This window comes from Nocardioides sp. P86, from assembly GCF_023712465.1.
Lineage (GTDB): Bacteria > Actinomycetota > Actinomycetes > Propionibacteriales > Nocardioidaceae > Nocardioides > Nocardioides kribbensis.
The window spans coordinates 1,001,515-1,017,900 of sequence record NZ_JAMAYE010000001.1 but is presented as its reverse complement, the minus strand read 5'-3'; the positions used below and the strand labels follow the sequence as shown (position 1 = coordinate 1,017,900).

16 protein-coding genes are annotated in these 16,386 nt (G+C 74.2%); 4 read left to right on the top strand and 12 right to left on the bottom strand.

From position 1 onward, the window contains the following. Positions 1 to 12: 12 nt before the first annotated feature. The 3 genes from M3673_RS04680 to M3673_RS04670 are packed head-to-tail and all read left to right on the top strand — an operon-like array spanning position 13 to position 2,214. Positions 13 to 759 (top strand): hypothetical protein, encoded by a 747-nt coding sequence (locus M3673_RS04680; protein ID WP_251532345.1) that lies wholly within the window; start codon positions 13 to 15, stop codon positions 757 to 759. 11 nt (positions 760 to 770) lie between these two features. Continuing rightward, a complete protein-coding gene (gene truA / locus M3673_RS04675) occupies positions 771 to 1,601 on the top strand; it encodes a tRNA pseudouridine(38-40) synthase TruA (protein WP_251532343.1) in 831 nt (276 codons plus the stop codon). Further along, entirely contained in the window at positions 1,594 to 2,214 is a 621-nt protein-coding gene (locus M3673_RS04670) for a methyltransferase (protein ID WP_251532336.1), read from the top strand. The genes truA and M3673_RS04670 overlap by 8 nt, the downstream gene beginning before the upstream one ends. A gap of 120 nt (positions 2,215 to 2,334) precedes the next feature. Here M3673_RS04670 and M3673_RS04665 read toward each other — a convergent pair whose 3' ends face one another. Genes M3673_RS04665 through M3673_RS04645 form a run of 5 tightly spaced genes read right to left on the bottom strand, consistent with a single transcriptional unit; the run spans position 2,335 to position 7,300 of the window. Next, complete coding sequence (locus M3673_RS04665) at positions 2,335 to 3,678, bottom strand: ABC transporter substrate-binding protein (protein WP_056862106.1); 1,344 nt, start codon at positions 3,676 to 3,678, stop codon at positions 2,335 to 2,337. Next, positions 3,675 to 4,826, bottom strand: a complete 1,152-nt coding sequence (locus M3673_RS04660) for a branched-chain amino acid ABC transporter permease (protein WP_251532334.1) — start codon at positions 4,824 to 4,826, stop codon at positions 3,675 to 3,677. The genes M3673_RS04665 and M3673_RS04660 overlap by 4 nt, the downstream gene beginning before the upstream one ends. Continuing rightward, a complete protein-coding gene (locus tag M3673_RS04655) occupies positions 4,826 to 5,704 on the bottom strand; it encodes a branched-chain amino acid ABC transporter permease (RefSeq protein WP_056862107.1) in 879 nt (292 codons plus the stop codon). Before M3673_RS04655 ends, M3673_RS04660 begins: the two co-directional genes overlap by 1 nt. A 26-nt stretch (positions 5,705 to 5,730) precedes the next feature. Then, complete coding sequence (locus M3673_RS04650; protein WP_056862108.1) at positions 5,731 to 6,435, bottom strand: ABC transporter ATP-binding protein; 705 nt, start codon at positions 6,433 to 6,435, stop codon at positions 5,731 to 5,733. A 1-nt stretch (position 6,436) separates the two neighbouring features. Continuing rightward, complete coding sequence (locus M3673_RS04645; RefSeq protein ID WP_251532332.1) at positions 6,437 to 7,300, bottom strand: ABC transporter ATP-binding protein; 864 nt, start codon at positions 7,298 to 7,300, stop codon at positions 6,437 to 6,439. Positions 7,301 to 7,550: 250 nt separating this feature from the next. Between M3673_RS04645 and M3673_RS04640 the strand changes: the two genes are divergently transcribed. Beyond that, entirely contained in the window at positions 7,551 to 8,840 is a 1,290-nt protein-coding gene (locus M3673_RS04640; protein ID WP_251532315.1) for a helix-turn-helix domain-containing protein, read from the top strand. 337 nt (positions 8,841 to 9,177) lie between these two features. Here M3673_RS04640 and M3673_RS04635 read toward each other — a convergent pair whose 3' ends face one another. The 7 genes from M3673_RS04635 to M3673_RS04605 all read right to left on the bottom strand — a co-directional run bounded on the left by M3673_RS04635 (position 9,178) and on the right by M3673_RS04605 (position 16,265). Then, entirely contained in the window at positions 9,178 to 9,879 is a 702-nt protein-coding gene (locus tag M3673_RS04635) for a hypothetical protein (RefSeq protein ID WP_251532314.1), read from the bottom strand. Positions 9,880 to 9,979: 100 nt separating this feature from the next. Further along, positions 9,980 to 10,918, bottom strand: coding sequence for an alpha/beta hydrolase (locus M3673_RS04630; RefSeq protein ID WP_251532313.1), 939 nt, complete (start codon positions 10,916 to 10,918; stop codon positions 9,980 to 9,982). A 49-nt stretch (positions 10,919 to 10,967) separates the two neighbouring features. Further along, positions 10,968 to 12,119: an acyl-CoA dehydrogenase family protein gene (locus M3673_RS04625; RefSeq protein WP_251532312.1), complete on the bottom strand. Its 1,152-nt coding sequence runs from the start codon at positions 12,117 to 12,119 to the stop codon at positions 10,968 to 10,970. Between the two features lie 62 nt (positions 12,120 to 12,181). Then, positions 12,182 to 12,931: an SDR family oxidoreductase gene (locus M3673_RS04620; protein WP_056904792.1), complete on the bottom strand. Its 750-nt coding sequence runs from the start codon at positions 12,929 to 12,931 to the stop codon at positions 12,182 to 12,184. Between the two features lie 37 nt (positions 12,932 to 12,968). Further along, complete coding sequence (locus tag M3673_RS04615) at positions 12,969 to 13,922, bottom strand: phosphatase PAP2 family protein (RefSeq protein ID WP_251532310.1); 954 nt, start codon at positions 13,920 to 13,922, stop codon at positions 12,969 to 12,971. 32 nt (positions 13,923 to 13,954) lie between these two features. Beyond that, a complete protein-coding gene (locus M3673_RS04610; protein WP_193662305.1) occupies positions 13,955 to 15,094 on the bottom strand; it encodes an acyl-CoA dehydrogenase family protein in 1,140 nt (379 codons plus the stop codon). A 19-nt stretch (positions 15,095 to 15,113) separates the two neighbouring features. Further along, entirely contained in the window at positions 15,114 to 16,265 is a 1,152-nt protein-coding gene (locus M3673_RS04605; protein ID WP_251532309.1) for an acyl-CoA dehydrogenase family protein, read from the bottom strand. Between the last annotated feature and the right edge of the window lie 121 nt (positions 16,266 to 16,386).

Below are 16,386 nucleotides of genomic sequence, written 5' to 3'. Positions count from 1 at the left end.
GAGCCTAGGCGGGTGAACCGGATCCGGGGCAGCGCGTGGTGGGGTGGCCCGATGGTGCTCTACGCCGCCGACCCGGCCCGCCGCACGCGGCAGCTGCTCCTCGACCTCCTCGTGGTGCTGTGGGTGGTGCTGGCCGTCTGGGCCGGCACCCAGGTCACCGACGCCCTCGGCGGGGTGGCCGACCAGGTGCGCCAGGTCGACGACGCGGGCACCAGCCTGGCCGACAACCTCACCGGCGCCGGGGACACCCTCGACGGCACTCCGGTCGTGGGCGACGAGGTCGCCGCCCCCTTCGACCGGGCCGCCGAGGCCTCCGCGGGCATCGCGCAGGCCGGCGCCGACGGCGCCGACGCCGTCGACCGCGTGGCCTTCTGGTCGGGGGTGGTCACCGCCCTGCTGCTGGTGCTGGTCGCGCTGCCGTGGTGGCTGCCCGGGCGGGTGCGCTTCGTGCTCACCGCGACCCTGGCGCGGCGCTACCTGCGCGCCGGCGGCGACCCCGACCTCTACGCCGTGCGGGCGCTCGCCCGCCAGCCCGTGCGCGTCCTGGCCCGCGTGCCCGACGCCGCCGCCGGCTGGCGGCGCGGCGACCCCGCGACCGTGGCCGCCCTGGCCACCCTCGAGCTGCGCGCCGCCGGGCTCGCGGGCGTCGCACCGGACGACGTGCCCGCCGACGCGCCTGCCACCGCCACCGCGCCGGCCGCGCGACCCGCACCGCCGCGCACACCGGGCGGCCCGCCGCCCGGCCCGCCCGGGCCCTAGGATCGTCCACCGTGCGCCTGCGGATCGATCTCGCCTACGACGGCACCGGCTTCCACGGGTGGGCGGCGCAGCCGACGCTGCGCACCGTGCAGGGCGACGTCGAGGCGGCGCTGGCCACGGCGCTGCGCAGCGAGCGCGTGCCGGTGGTCTGCGCCGGGCGCACCGACACCGGCGTCCACGCCCGCGGCCAGGTGCTCCACCTCGACGTCGACCCCGCGGTGCTCGCGGCCTCGGCCGGGCGCGCGACCGAGCCGCCGCTGGAGGCGCTGGCCCGCCGCCTCAACGGCATCCTCGCCGCCGACGTGCGGGTGCACCGCGTGAGCGAGGCCCCGCCGGGCTTCGACGCCCGCTTCGGGGCCACCTGGCGCCGCTACGCCTACCGCGTGGCCGACCGGCCCGACCTCGTCGACCCGCTCGCGCGGCTCCACGTGCTGGCCTGGTCGCGCCCGCTGGACCTGGCGGCCATGCAGGCCGCCGCCGACGACCTGGTCGGGCAGCACGACTTCGCCTCCTTCTGCCGCCGCCGCGAGGGGGCCACCACCATCCGCACGCTGCTGGAGCTCGCGTGGTCGCGCGACGCCGACGGTCTCGCCGTGGCCACCGTGCGCGCCGACGCCTTCTGCCACTCCATGGTGCGCTCGCTGGTCGGCTGCCTGCTCGCCGTCGGCGACGGCCGCCGTCCCACGACGTGGCCCGCCGAGGTGCTGGCCGCCGGCGTCCGCTCGCCCGCGGTGGCCGTGGCCCACGCCCACGGCCTCACGCTCGAGGAGGTCGCCTACGCCGAGGACGACCAGCTCGCCGCCCGCGCCGAGCAGACCCGCGCCAGGAGGACCTGTGACTGACCAGCCCGAGGACCGCTCCGAGGACCACTACTTCACCGCCGACCCCTCGGTGCCCTTCACCCGTGCCGCCGTCGCGGCGCACGTGTGGGGCCACGACCTCGAGCTCGTCTCCGGGTCGGGCGTCTTCGCCCGCGGCCGGGTCGACGTCGGCACCGCGGTGCTCTTCCGCGAGACCGAGCCGCCGTCGGCCGGGCGGGTGCTCGACCTGGGCTGCGGCTACGGCGTCATCGGGCTGGCCGTGGCCGTCGCCGTGCCCGGGGCCGAGGTCACCGCCGTCGACGTCAACGAGCGCGCGGTGCTGCTGGCGGGGGAGAACGCCGCGGCGCTCGGCGTCGCGGACCGCTTCACCGCGCTCACGCCCGACGCGGTGGCCGAGGGCGCGACGTACGACGAGATCTGGTCGAACCCGCCCATCCGCATCGGCAAGGCCGCGCTCCACGAGCTGCTGCTCACCTGGCTGCCGCGCCTGGCGCCGGGCGGTCGCGCGGTGATGGTGGTGGGCAAGAACCTCGGCGCCGACTCGTTGCAGCGCTGGCTGGGCGAGCAGGGCTGGCCCACCGAGCGGCTGGCCAGCGCCAAGGGCTTCCGCGTGCTGGAGACGCGGCGGGGCTGAGGCCGGGCCGGGGACGGACGCAGACGGGCCGCCCGCCCCGGGGGGACGGACGGCCCGTGCCGTGCGGCTCAGCGTGCTGTGCGGCTCAGCGTGCTGTGCGGCTCAGGTGGTGCGGCCGGCTCAGGGCGCCTCGGGGATGCCGGACTCCGGCGGGGCGTCGTCGGCCTGGCCGGAGCTGTCCTCCTCGATCGGGGCGTCGCCGATGTCGGTGACCAGCACCGGGGTGATCGGGTCGCTGGCGCCGCCGTTGAGCTCGACCAGCTGCACGCCGGAGATGCCGAGGTGGCTGTCGGCGGAGTAGCGGAAGGGCGCCAGCTGCGGGCCCTCCAGCGACTCGCCGGACTCCTCGAGGGCCTCGACGAGGCCGTCGCGGGTGAGGTCCTCGCCGGCCGCGGCCAGGGTCTGCACGAAGGCGTAGGCGCTGGACATGCCGTAGATGCGGAAGTTGCTCAGCTCGCCCTCCTCGCCCTCCTGGTCCCAGACCTTCTGCCACAGCTGGGTCCACGGGTTGTCGGTGTCCTCGACGCCGGGGATGTACTCCGAGGTCAGGATCCCGTCGAGGGAGGAGTTGTCGCCCTCGACCGCGCCCTCGGAGAAGCGCGAGAGCAGGGAGCCGACGAGCTCGGGGTCGGAGCCGATGTTGGAGTAGAACCACTGCGGCTCGTAGCCCAGCCGCAGCGCCACGAGCTGGCTCAGCGCGGTGTAGGACGGGGTGTTGAAGGACAGCACGAGGTCGGCGTCGGCCGACTGGAGCGCGGCGATCTGCGGGCCCACGTCGGTGTTGCCGGAGGTGTAGCGCTGCACCTCGACGATCTGCTCGTCGAGGAACTGGCGCACCCCGACCTCGGCGTCGGCGCCCAGGTCGTCGTCCTGGAGGAAGAGGCCCACCTTGGCGTCGGGCATGTTCTCGGCGACGTACTGGCCGATGATCTTGCCCTCGATCTCGTAGTCCGGCTGCCAGCCGAAGGTGTAGGGCCGGTTCTCGACGTCGTCGCCCCACTGCAGCGAGCCCGAGGAGACGAACATGTCGGGCACGCCCTCGTCGTTGAGGAAGTCCACGACCGCGCTGTGGGTCGGGGTGCCGAGGCCGCCGACCATCGCGAAGATCTCGTCCTGGAGCACCAGCTCGTTGGTGACGGTGCTGGTGTTGGTGGGGTTGTAGCCGTCGTCGCGCACGATGTAGTCGATCTGGCGGCCGTTGATGCCGCCGGCGGCGTTGACGTAGTCGAAGTACGCCGCGGCGCCCAGCGGGATCTCGCTGTAGCCCGGCGCCGCGACGCCGGTCAGCGGGAAGTGGGCGCCGATGGTGATGGTGTCGTCGGTGACGCCGATGTCGGTCGACCCGCCGCTGTCACCTCCGCCCCCGTCGGACTCGCGGTCGCCGCCGGCGCCGCACGCTGCGAGCAGCGTGGAGGCGGCGACCAGTCCGGCCAGCGGGCCGATGAGCCTGGCTCGTCTTGTCATGTGGGTGTTCCCTTCGAGGAGGTGGGGACGGTGCTGCGGGTGGGGGAGTCGGGGGTGCCGGTCGTGCCGGTGGTGCTGGCCGCGACCGGCGCCGGGGCAAGGGCGACCCGGGCCTGGCGGCGGATGCGCCAGGCGCGGAAGGAGCCGGCGATGCCGGCCGGGGCGAGCAGGATGACCGCGATCATGACCAGGCCGTAGACGAGTGGCGCCAGCTCGGCGGCCCGCAGGTCGCTGAGGCCGGCGTCGCTGCCGACGCTGGTGACGAAGGGCGGCAGGAAGGTCAGCAGCGCCGCTCCGACCAGGGCGCCGCCCAGGCTGCCCAGACCGCCCAGGACCACCGCGGTGAGCAGGGTGAGGCTGAGGGTGAGCGTGAAGCCGCTGGGCGCGGCCAGCCGCACGGTGAAGGCCAGCATGGCGCCGGCCGCCCCCGCCGCGGCGGCGCTGACCATGAAGGCCGAGACCCGCGAGCGGCCCAGCCGGATGCCGGCCAGCTCCGCGGAGACCTCGCCGTCGCGCACGGCGCGCCACCGGCGTCCGACCCGGCCGCGGGAGAGGTTGGCCAGCAGCACGTAGGTGACCGCGAGGGTGGTCCACGCCATGAGGGCGACCCAGCCGCTGCGGGTCATCTCGGTGCCGGTGAGGAGGTACTCCGCGTCCAGCGCCCAGACCGGCACGTCGGGCATCGAGACCCGCAGGCCCTGCTCCCCGCCGAGGGTCTCGCCGAAGTAGAGCGCGATGCCGGGCACGGCGACGGCCAGGGCCAGGGTGGCGCCGGCGAGGTAGGGGCCGTGGAGACGGGCGGCGGCCGCGCCGACCGCCGTACCGACCGCGAGCGTGACGAGCACCGACACCAGCACCACCAGCGGCAGCGGCGTCGAGGCGTCGCGGTCGGGCAGCATGAGGGCCGCGGTGTAGGCACCGATCGCCATGAGCGCCCCGTGGCCCAGCGAGATCTGGCCGTTGAGGCCGGTGAGGATGGTCAGCCCGCCCGCGGCGATGCCGAGGTAGGCCATCGAGGAGAGCTGGATGGCCCGGAAGTCGTTGACCGTCTCGAGCAGCAGCAGGACGACCAGCAGGCCGACGAGGGCGACGAGGACGTGGCGGCCCAGGACGGAGTCGCGCCAGAGGCGCTGCAGCTTCGCGGGCATCAGACGCGCCTCTCCGCGGCCTGGGAGAACAGGCCCCCGGGTCGCAGGGTCAGGACCAGCATGAGGATGCCCAGGGCGGCCAGGGCGACGAGCTCGGAGCCGACGTAGCCGCTGACGAAGCTGAGCGAGACGCCGAGGGTCAGGCCCCCCACCACCGCGCCGATGGGGCTCTCCAGGCCGCCGAGCACGGCGGCCACGAAGCCGTAGACGACGACGGAGTCCATGTAGCCCGGGTGGACCAGGCTGCCGCCGGCGATGAGGATGCCGGCCAGGGAGCCGACCAGCGCGGCCAGGGCCCAGCCGAGGGTGAGCATGCGCCCGACCCTGACGCCCAGCAGGCGGGCGACCTCCTGGTTGTAGGCCGCGGCCCGCATGCGCAGGCCCACGTCGGTGAAGCGGAAGAGCGCCACCAGCAGCGCCATCACCACCACGACCGCGCCGATGGTGAAGACCCCGAAGCCGGTCAGCGCGATGGTGCTGCCGCCGACCTCGAAGCCGCGGATCCCGAACGGCGCGGGGAAGGAGCGGTAGGCGTTGCCGAACACCACGGCCGCGAGGGCGTGGAGCACGATGAAGAGGCCCAGGGTGAGGATGACGGCGTTGATCTCGGGCTTGTCCTCGACCGGGCGGATCAGCACCCGCTCGACGACCGCGCCGAGCACGAGGCCCGCGAGCAGGGCGGCGGCGAAGCCGATCCAGTAGGAGTAGCCGGCGTCGATGAGGGTGAGGGCGATGAAGGTGGTCACCATCGCCATCGGCGCCTGGGCGAAGTTCACGATCCGCGTGGAGCGGAAGATCAGCACGAGGGCCAGCGCGAACGCGGCGTAGACCATGCCGAGGGTCAGACCGCCGAGGGCGGTGTTCAGCAGCTGCTGCACGAGGTCTCTCCTTCTCGTCGCACGGGTCAGAACCCGAGGTAGGCGTGTCGGAGCTGGTCGTCGGCCGCCAGCGTGGCCGCGTCGTCGTCGGCCACCACACGGCCGAGGTTGAGCACGACGCCGTGGTCGGCGACCGACAGGGCGCTGCGGGCGTTCTGCTCCACGAGCAGCACGCTCAGCCCGTCGGACTGCACGAGCCCGCGCAGCAGGTCGAAGATCTGGGCGACGATGCGCGGGGCCAGGCCGAGGGAGGGCTCGTCGAGCAGCAGCATCCGGGGCCCGGCCATGAGCGCGCGGCCGATGACGAGCATCTGCCGCTCCCCGCCCGAGAGCGTGTGGGCCAGCGCCGCCCGACGGTCGCCGAGGATGGCGAAGAGGTCGTAGACGCGGTCGAGGTCGGCGGGCTGCACGCGCCGCCCGCGCCCCAGGCCCCCGAGGCGGAGGTTCTCCTCGATGGTGAGCTCGGTGATCACCCCGCGGCCCTCGGGCACGTGGGCCATGCCGAGCCCGGGCATCCGGTCGGCCGCGACCTTGCCCAGCCGCCTGCCCTCGAGCTCGATCGTGCCGGAGTCGGCGCGCTGCAGGCCCGAGACCGTGCGCAGCAGCGTGGTCTTGCCGGCGCCGTTGGCCCCGAGGACGGCGGTGATCTCGCCCTCGCGGGCGGTGAAGGAGACCTGCTGCAGCGCCTTGACGGGGCCGTAGCTGGTCGACAGCTCGTGGAGGGTCAGCACGTCAGCGACCTCCCTCGGGCGTCGCGGGCAGGGCGCCGGGGGCGTCCTCGTCGCCGACGACCTCGCCGAGGTAGGCGGCCAGCACGGCGGGGTCGTCGCGGACCTCGGCCGGTGTGCCGTGGGCGATGACGCGGCCGAAGTCGAGCACCGTGATCTCGTCGCAGACGCGCATGACCAGGTCCATGTGGTGCTCCACGAGCATCACCGACATCCGGTCGGTCAGGCTGCGCACCAGGTCGCCGAGCTCGTCCATCTCGTCGGCGGACAGCCCGCTGGCGGGCTCGTCGAGGAGCAGCAGCGTCGGCTCGGCGGCCAGCGCCCGGGCGAGGGCGACCCGCTTGCGCACGGGGTAGGGCAGGCTGGGCGGGTAGCGGTCGGCGTACGCCGCGATGCCGAGCTCCTCGAGCACGGCGCGGGCCCGCTCGCGCAGCTCACGCTCCTCGCGGGCCGCCCGGGGCAGGGCGAGCAGCGAGCCCAGGAAGCCCACGCTCGCGTGGCGGTCGGCGCCGACGACGACGTTGTCGAGCACGCTCATCCGGTCGAAGAGGCCGAGGCCCTGCAGCGTGCGGGCCATGCCGAGGCCGGCCAGCTGGTGGGCGTGCAGGCGGCCCAGCTCGCGGCCCTCCCGCACGATCGTGCCGGTGTCGGGGGTGACGAAGCCGCACGCGACGTTGAAGAGGGTCGTCTTGCCGGCGCCGTTGGGGCCGATGACCCCCAGCACCTGGTGCGGACGGACGGCGAGGCCCACGCCCGAGAGGGCCGTGACGCCGCCGAAGGTGACGGTCACGTCGCGCAGCTCGAGCACGGGGCCGGTGGCCGAGGTGGCCCCGGGGGACGGCGCAGCGGGGGAGGAGGTCGCGGACATCGCGCCCTTTCGTCGGGGGGTCGGCGGGGGTCGTCGCAGGTCGGTCGCAGGTCGGTCGCGCGCGGCGGGGTGGCGCCGCGGGAGGACGGTGTCGACCAGGTCGAGGGTGGGGCCCCGGTGTGACGGCCACCACTTTGGTCGCAGCGCACAGGAAGTGCACTAGGCGCGGAGCACAAAGATCCTTGGATCCGGCGCAGTGATCGGGGTCAAGGGCTGGTCAAGATTGTGCACGGAGTGCGAACGTCGTCCCGTGTCCTCCTCTGGGCGATCCGGCGCCTCCTCCGGGGCCGAGCGGGCTCCTGGCCGCCGGTCGGCGTGGCCGGCCCCCGACCCGGTCGGCTTCGACCGCGCCACGACGGCCGACGTGCGTCGGGCCTGGCGGCTGCTGGTGGACGACGCCGACCGCATCGCCGACCAGATCACGCTGACCCTGCTCGAGCGCGACGCCGAGGTCTACGACCGCGTGGGGCCCGACCTGCGTCTCGACGTGCGCGCGAGCACCCGGATGCACATCCGGCGAGGGCTGGAGATCCTCAGCGGCAGCGCGCAGCCGGGGGGCGAGGGCGCGCGCGACGTGTGGCGGGAGACCGGCCGGCGGCGCGCCCGCCAGGGGGTGCCCCTGGAGGTCGTGCTGAACGCCTACACGCTCGGCGCGCGGGTGCTGTGGCAGGCGCTCGTGGAGCGCTCCTCGACCGGCCCCGCCGACCTGCGGGTCGACGACGCCGTGCTCCTCCTCGCCGGGCGGGGGGTCTGGGCCGACCTGGACATCCAGAACGCCGTGCTCATCGACGCCTACCGCCGCGAGGCGCGCCGGCTCCAGCGCCAGGACCTCCAGCGCCAGCAGACCGTGCTCGACGCGCTGCTCGAGGGTCGCGGCGCCGATCCCGACTTCGCCGGCGAGGCGCTCGCGGTGCTGGGCATCCGCGGCGACGCCGACCTCGCCTGCGTGGTCGCGCTCCAGGACGGCTCGCTCGACGACGCCCTCACGCTGGCCGAGGACGGCCTCGAGCGGCTCGGGGTCACCGCGGTGTGGCACGTCCGCGCCGGGGCCCACTTCGGCCTGCTCGCCGGCCCCCTGCCCGACGAGCCCGGGCTGGCGCAGGTCTTCGCGCCGCACGCGGCCGGTCGGGTCGGCGTCGCCGGCTGCCCCGACGGGATCGCCGGCTTCGCCGCCGCCTACCAGCTCGCCACCCGCGCCGCCGAGACCCTCCCGCGCGGCAGGGCCCAGGTGGTCTCGGTGTCCGAGCGGCTCCCCGAGGTGCTGCTGGCGGGCAGCCCCCAGGTCGCGCCGCTGCTGCTGCGCGAGACCCTGGGCGACCTGCTGAACCAGCCCGAGGCCCAGCTCACGACCCTCGTCGACACCCTGCGCGCCCTGCTGCGCCACGACGGCTCCCCGACCCACGCCGCGGAGGAGCTCTTCTGCCACCGCAACACCGTCATCTACCGCCTCAAGCAGATCGAGGCGCTTACCGGCCGCCACCTCGCCAACCCCCGTGACAAGCTGATGCTCGAGCTCGCCCTGCTGGCCTACGACCGCTGATGACGTCGGTCCCCCCGGTGCTCGAGCGGTCGAGGTCGCGGGCGACGGAGCGGCTGAGGCGGCGCGTGGTCCCGCCGGTGGTCCCGCCCTCGATGGCGCGGCGGGCGACGTCGTCGCCCGGGTGTCGTGGTCGTCGCGGATCCGAGACGACGTGCTGGTGCGCAGGGCGCGGTCGGTCTGCCGGTCGCCGTAGCGTGGCCCGCCCGGGGAGTGGCGGCGTACGACGGGTCGAGGGCCGCCGGAGGTGTCGTGTCCCGCCACTCCCGGTCGGTCGGTCACCGACGCCGACCCACGGGCCGGTCGCCGGGCGGCACCGACGGCTGGGTGGAGCGGCTGGTCAGGCGGCGGTGAGGGAGTCGAGGACCAGGTCGGTGAGCTCGTCGCTGGTCGTCTCGGTGCCGGCGGTGACGGTGATGGTCACGAGCTGCCCGTCGACGTCGACGGCCAGGGCCTGCGAGCGCACCTGGCCGCCACCGGCCTCCAGGGTGTAGGCGACACGGAGGGCGTCGCCGGCACCGGTCTCGACGGCCTCGATCGAGGTGATGGTGGCGCCGATCTGCTTCAGCTCGGCCCGCGCGGCGGACTCGGTGGGGAGGGCCCCGGGGACGTGCACGACGTTGAGGTTGGTCAGGACACCCGCGTCACGCTCGCCGTCGCTGGTGACGATGAGGTCCATCTGGGCGAAGGTCTGCACGGCCTGCTCGGGGGTGACGCCGAGGCGGGCGGCGAGGTCCTGGACGACCGGGTCCTCGGTGGCGTCGTCGCCGGAGAAGGCCTCGGCCGCGTCGACCGTCACCCACGACGCGGGCACGTCGAAGGCGACCTGGTCGGTGGCGACCTGCTGCGTGTCGGTGTCGGGCTCCGAGGGCTCCGACGCGTCCGCCGAGGGCGACGCCGCGGCGGTGCTCTCGGCGGGGCTCTCTGCGGCGGTGGCGGCCGGGCTGTCGGCGGACTTCTCGGCGGTGTCGTCGGACGAGCACCCGGCGGCGACGAGGGCGAGGCAGAGGGCGACGGGGGCGAGGAGCGGGCGCAGGCGCATGGCGCGAGGCTACCCGCCGGCGCTCACGCCCGGGCCGCTCCTCCCCGCACGGGCCGCACGGCTCTGCTCGGACCGCGCGGCTCTGCTCGGCCCTTCCTGGTCAGCGGTGCAGCAGCCCCCGGAAGAGCGCCAGCGACTCCTCCACGGCGGCCTGGGCCGCGGCGGAGTGGCGTCCCATGTCGACGAAGCCGTGGATGAGGCCGGGGAACACCCGGTGCTCGACCGGCACGCCGGCTGCGGCCAGGGCCTCGGCGTAGGCGTTGCCGTCGTCGCGCAGCGGGTCGAACTCGGCGGTGACGACGACGGCGGGGGGCAGGCCCGCCTTGTCGCCGAGCATGGGGGAGAAGCGGGGCGACCCGACCACCTCACCCCCGCCCGAGCCGACGTAGTGCGCCCCGAACCACAGCATGGTGGCCTGGTCCAGGAAGTAGCCCTCGGCGTTCTCGGTGGTGGAGGGGTAGCTGCCGGCCAGGTCGGTGGCGGGGTAGAAGAGCAGCTGCGCGTCGAGCGGGCGACCCTCGTCGCGCATGACCTGGGTGACGACCGCCGAGAGGTTGCCCCCGGCGGAGTCGCCGGTGACGGCCAGCACGTCGTCGCCGCCGAGGTCGGCGAGGTGCTCGGCGGCCCACCGGGTGGCGGCGACGGCGTCCTCGACCGCTGCGGGGAAGGGGTGCTCGGGGGCGAGGCGGTAGTCGACGGAGACCACGACCGCGTGGCACGAGTCGGCGACGCAGCGGGCGTAGAGGTCGTGGGTGTCGAGGTCGCCGACCACGAAGCCCCCTCCGTGCAGCAGCACCACGGTGGGGAGCGGACCGTCGGCGGCCGGGCGGTAGATCCGGGCCGGCCGCGGGCCGTCGCCGCCCGGGACCTCGACGTCCTCGACCCGCTCGACCTCCGGGAGCACCGCGGGGTCGCGCAGGTCGACGGCGAGGGTGCGGAAGCCGTGGCGTGCCTGCTCGGCGGTGCCCTCCGACATCGACGGCGCACCGGAGTCGGCGAGGAACTGCAGCAGGGTGGCCAGCTGGGGGTCGAGCGGCACGGGGGGTGCTCCTGTCAGGGGTGGAGGAGAGAACGAGGGGCGGGAGGGGTCAGACGAAGGCGTTGATGCCGGTCTCGGCGCGGCCGATGAGCAGCTTCTGGATCTGGCTGGTGCCTTCGTAGAGCGTCATGACCCGGGCGTCGCGCAGGTACTTCGCGCCGGGGTACTCGTCGACGTAGCCCGCGCCGCCGTGCACCTGGATGCAGTTGTTGGCCGCGCGCACCGCGGCCTCGGAGGCGAACAGCTTGGCCTTGGAGGCGGCGGTGCCGAAGGGCTCGCCCCGGTCGACGAGGTCGGCGCAGCGCCACACCAGCAGGCGCGCGGCGTCGGCGTCGAGGGAGATGTCGGCGATCATGTCCTGCACCAGCTGGAAGCCCGCGAGGGGCTTGCCGAACTGGGTGCGGTTGAGGGCGTAGTCGACGCTGGTCTCCAGGCACCCCTGCACGATGCCGACGCAGCCGGCGGCGACCGCCAGCCGTCCCTTGTCGAGGGTGCTCATGGCGATCTTGAAGCCCTTGCCCACCTCGCCGAGCACGGCCGAGGCCGGCACGCGCACGTCGGAGAGGAACAGCTCGGCCGTGGCCTGGCCGCGCAGCCCGAGCTTGCCCTTGATCTCGCGGGCCTCGAAGCCGGGGGTGTCGGTGGGCACCAGGAACGCCGTGACCCCGCGGGGGCCGTCGTCGCTGGTGCGGGCGAAGACGAGGGCGACGTCGGCCCAGGTGCCGTTGGTGATGAACAGCTTCTGGCCGTTGAGGACGTAGTCGTCGCCGTCCTTGACCGCGCGCGAGGTCAGGTTGCCGGCGTCGGAGCCGGTGCCGGGCTCGGTGAGCCCGAAGCAGCCCAGCTTCGAGGCGGTGGCCAGCTGCGGCAGCCACTCCTGCTTCTGCTCCTCGCTGCCGAAGAACAGGATCGACTTGCCGACCAGGCCGCTGCTGACCGAGACGATGCCCCGCAGGGCGGAGTCGGCGCGGCCGAGCTCCTCCATGGCGAGGGCGTAGGTGACGTAGTCGCCGCCCAGCCCGCCGTACTCCTCGGGGATGGTCAGGCCGAAGAAGCCGAGCTCGGCCATCTTCGGCACGATCGCGAGGTCGACCGCCTCGTCGCGGTCCCACTGGATGCGGTGGGGCACGGCCTCCTTGTCGAGGAAGGCCCGCGCGGTGTCGCGGAAGCTCTGCTGCTCGTCGCTCAGGGAGAGGTCCATGACCTCATCCTGACCCACGGGTGGTCGCCGTCACAGTCCCGGTCCCGGCGGGCGGACCGGGCTCAGCGGTGGGCGAGGGTGACGCCGCCGTCGAGCACGACGGTCTGCCCGGTCAGCCAGGAGGCCTCCTCGGAGAGCAGGAACGCCACGGCGCCCGCGACGTCGTCGGGCACACCGAGGCGGCGCAGCGGGTACGTCGCGGCGACCTCCTCCTCGCGGCCCTCGAAGAGGGCCTCGGCGAAGCGGGTCTTCACGACCGCGGGGGCGACCGCGTTGACCCGCACCGACGGGCCGAGCTCGACGGCGAGGTCCTTGGTCAGGTGGATGAGCATCGCCTTGCTCGCGCCGTACATCGCGATGCCCGGGGCGCTGCTGACGCCCGCGACCGAGGCGACGTTGACCACCGCACCGCCGTGCTCGCCCATCCAGGCGCGGTGGGCGACCTGCACCCAGCCGAGGGCGGCAACCACGTTGACGTCCACGATCTTGCGGGCGGCGTCGAGGTCGAGCGCCATCAGCGGGCCGTAGGCGGGGTTGATGCCGGTGTTGTTGACCAGCAGGTCGACGCTGCCGAAGGCCTCGAGGGTGCGGGCCACCGCCTCGTCGCGGTGCGCGGCGTCACCGGCGTTGCCGGCCACGCCGATCGCGTGGTCGGGGCCGCCGAGGCTCGCGACGGCCTCCTCGAGCGCCTCGGGCTTGCGGGCGGTGACGCAGACCCGCGCCCCCTCCGCAACCAGCCGCTGGGCCACGGCCAGGCCGATGCCGCGACTGGCGCCGGTGACGACGGCGGTCCTGCCCTGGAGTCCTCGCACGGTGGCGCCTCTCGTGTGGGTCGGTCGGTGGTGGGGGTCAGGCGGGGGTGGGGCGCTCCTGGCGGCGCTCCCACCAGGTGGAGCCGGCGAGCACCAGGCCCGCCAGCAGCCCGCCGGCGACCACGTCGACGACGTAGTGCTCGGCGTAGTAGACCAGGGCCACCGACATCAGCAGCGGGTAGAGCAGCAGCAGCCAGCGCCAGCGGGTGCGCAGGTGGCCCACGCCGTAGAGCGCGACGAGGAACGTGATGCCCGCGTGCAGCGAGGGCATGGCGGCGACCGGGTTGCCGACACCCTGGAGCACGAGGTCGAAGCGGCCCAGGCCCAGGTCGGCCCACCCGCGGCCGGTGATCCGGGTGACCTCGCCGAGGTAGCCCTGCTCGGAGGCCATCCACGGCGGGGCCATTGGGTAGACGACGTAGACGACCAGGGCGCCGAAGTTGATGGCCAGGAAGCGGCGCATCCAGCGCACCCACTGGGTGCGGTTGCGCACCCACAGCACGGCCGCGATGGTCAGGCCGGTGAGGAAGTGGGAGGCGTAGACGGTGGTCAGGACGACGTCGTACCACCGGGGCGGGCTCTCGCGCAGGCACGGGTCGCCGCACCACGCGTCCTGCAGGCGCTCGGTGGGCGTGACGCCCCCGCCGAGCCACTCGTCGACGGTGATCGGCATCTGCACGTGCACCGGGAGACCGAGCTCGTCGGTGAGGCCGCGGCTGTAGAAGTAGACGACCAGGCCGATGACCGGGAGCGACCAGTCGCGCAGGAACAGCAGGTGGTAGCGCCACGGGGCCTGCACGTTCCACGCGATCGTGCCGAGCCACAGCCACACGAACACCTGGACGGTGTCGTTGGGGATGCCGAGCAGCTCGCTCCACAGCACCAGCAGCACGGCGTAGACCGCCATGGCCAGGGCCCGGGGGCCCCGGCTCGTGGTCGGCGGCAGGCCCGGGGGTGCCGAGCGGGTGGTGTCCTCGGCGGTGCCCGTCATGGGAGGGATCCTAAGGACCCCTCCCGCCGGTGTCAGGGAAGCGGGTCGATCGAGCCGTAGTCGCCGATGCCGCCGGCCAGCGCGGAGAGGTGGTGCTGGCCGTCGCCGAGGAGCCGCTCGAGGGCGGTGAGCACCGAGACGTAGCTGCCCACGGAGTACTCCGCGGTCATGCCGATGCCCCCGTGCAGCTGGATCGCCTCCTGGCCGACGTGGCGGCTGGCCCGGCTCACCTGGAGCGAGGCGCGGTGGGCGGCGTCACGGGTGGCCTCGGCGTCGCCGGTGGCCAGCACCATGGTCGCCCACTGGGTCAGGCTCGTGGCCAGCTCCAGGGAGACGTACATGTCGGCGGCCCGGAAGTTGAGCGCCTGGAAGGTGTTGAGCGGCACGCCGAACTGCTTGCGGCTCTTGAGGTACTCCGTGGTGGTGCGCAGCGCCACCTCCATCGCGCCGACGGCCTGGTTGCAGGCCATGATCCGGCCGATGTCCTGGACCGTGGCGATGCTGGCGGTGACGTCGCGACCCGCCTCGCCCAGCGGCGTCGCGGCGGTGCCGGAGAAGGTCACCTTGGCCGCGCGGCCGCCGTCGTAAGTGGCGTAGTCGGTGCGCTCGGCGGCCGAGCCCTCGACGAGGAAGAGGCCGGTGCCGCCGTCGGGCAGCGCGGCGCTCACCACGAGCAGGTCGGCGCGTGCGCCGTGGACGACCGGCTCCTTGACGCCGCTCAGCGTCCAGGAGCCGCCCTCCTCGGTGGCGGTGACCGCGGTGGCCGAGGGGCTCCAGCGCGAGCCGGGCTCGTCGTGGGCCAGCGCCAGCACGCTCTCGCCGGCGCTCAGCGCGCCGAGCACCTCGCCGCGCTGCTCGGTCGTGCCGACCGCGGAGACCAGCCCGCCGGCGAGCACGACGCTGGTGAGGTAGGGCTCGGGGGCGATGACGCGGCCGAGCTCCTGGGCCACGATCGAGATCTCGACCGGCCCGGCGCCGACCCCGCCGTCGTCCTCGCTGAAGGGCAGGCCCAGCACGCCCATCTCGGCCAGCTGGGTCCAGACCTTCTCCGAGAAGCCCGGGTCGGCCTTGGTGGTCTGGCGGCGCTGCTCGAAGTCGGAGTAGGCCCGGCCGACCAGTCCGCGCACCGCGTCGCGCAGGGCGTCCTGCTCGTCGTCGTAGGTGAAGTCCATGATGAGTCTCCTGCCCGGCTCAGAGGCCGAGGATCGTGCGGGAAATGATCTGGCGCTGGATCTCGTTCGAGCCGCCGTAGATGGAGGCCTTGCGCAGGTTGAGGTACGACGGGGTCGCGTGGCGCGCCCAGTCGGGCAGGGCGCTGTCGTCGCCCGCGCCCGACGCCAGCGACCCGGGCCCGGCGAGGTCGACGAGCAGCTCGCTCACGGCCTGCTGCAGCTCGGTGCCCTTGAGCTTGAGCACGGAGCTCGCCGGGTGGGGCTCGCTGCCGGCGGAGTGGGCGACCACGCGCAGGGCGGTGAGCTCGAGGGCGAGCAGCTCGTTCTCCAGCTCGGCGATGCGGGCCGCGGTCAGCGGGTCGTGGGCCTGCTCGCCGGCCAGCTCCTTGGCCCGGGCCAGGCGGCGCTTGGTGGAGCCCACGGGGGCCACACCGACGCGCTCGTTGCCGAGCAGGAACTTGGCCATCGTCCAGCCCTGCCCGGGCTCACCGACGAGGTTCTCGCCCGGGACGCGCACGTCGCTGAACCACACCTCGTTGACCTCGTGCCCGCCGTCGATGAGCTCGATGGGCCGCACCTCGACGCCGGGGGAGGTCATGTCGATGAGGAGCATCGAGATGCCCTTCTGCTTCTTCACCTCCGGGTCGGTGCGCACGAGGGTGAAGATCCAGTCGCCGTACTGCCCCAGCGTGGTCCAGGTCTTCTGGCCGTTGACGACCCAGTCGTCGCCGTCGCGGACCGCGGTGGTGCGCAGGCCGGCGAGGTCGGAGCCGGCGTCGGGCTCGGAGAAGCCCTGGCTCCACCAGATGTCGAGGTTGGCGGTCTTGGCCAGGAAACGCTCCTTGATCTCCTGGCTGCCGAACTGCGCGATGACCGGACCGATCATCGAGGCGTTGAAGGCCAGCGGCGGCGGCACCGCGGCGGCCTGCATCTCCTCGTTCCAGATGTGGCGCTGGATCTGGCTCCAGCCCCGGCCGCCCCACTCCTCGGGCCAGTGCGGCACCGCGAGGCCGGCCGCGTTGAGCGTCTGGTGGGCCTCCACGATCTGCTCGCGGGTGAGCTCGTGGCCCGCGGCCACCGCGTCGCGGACCTCCTGGGAGACCTTGGTGGTGAAGAAGTCGCGCATCTCCGCGCGGAACTCCTGCTCCTCGGCCGTCAGCTGCAGCTCCATGTCACGCCTCTCGTCGCGGCCCCTGAGGGGCCCAGTGCTGTGGTGCCGATCTCATCATGGCCTCCCGGTGGTTGCCCGCCCCCACCCGTCCGGGCCGCAGACGATCCCGTGGTCGGTGGTG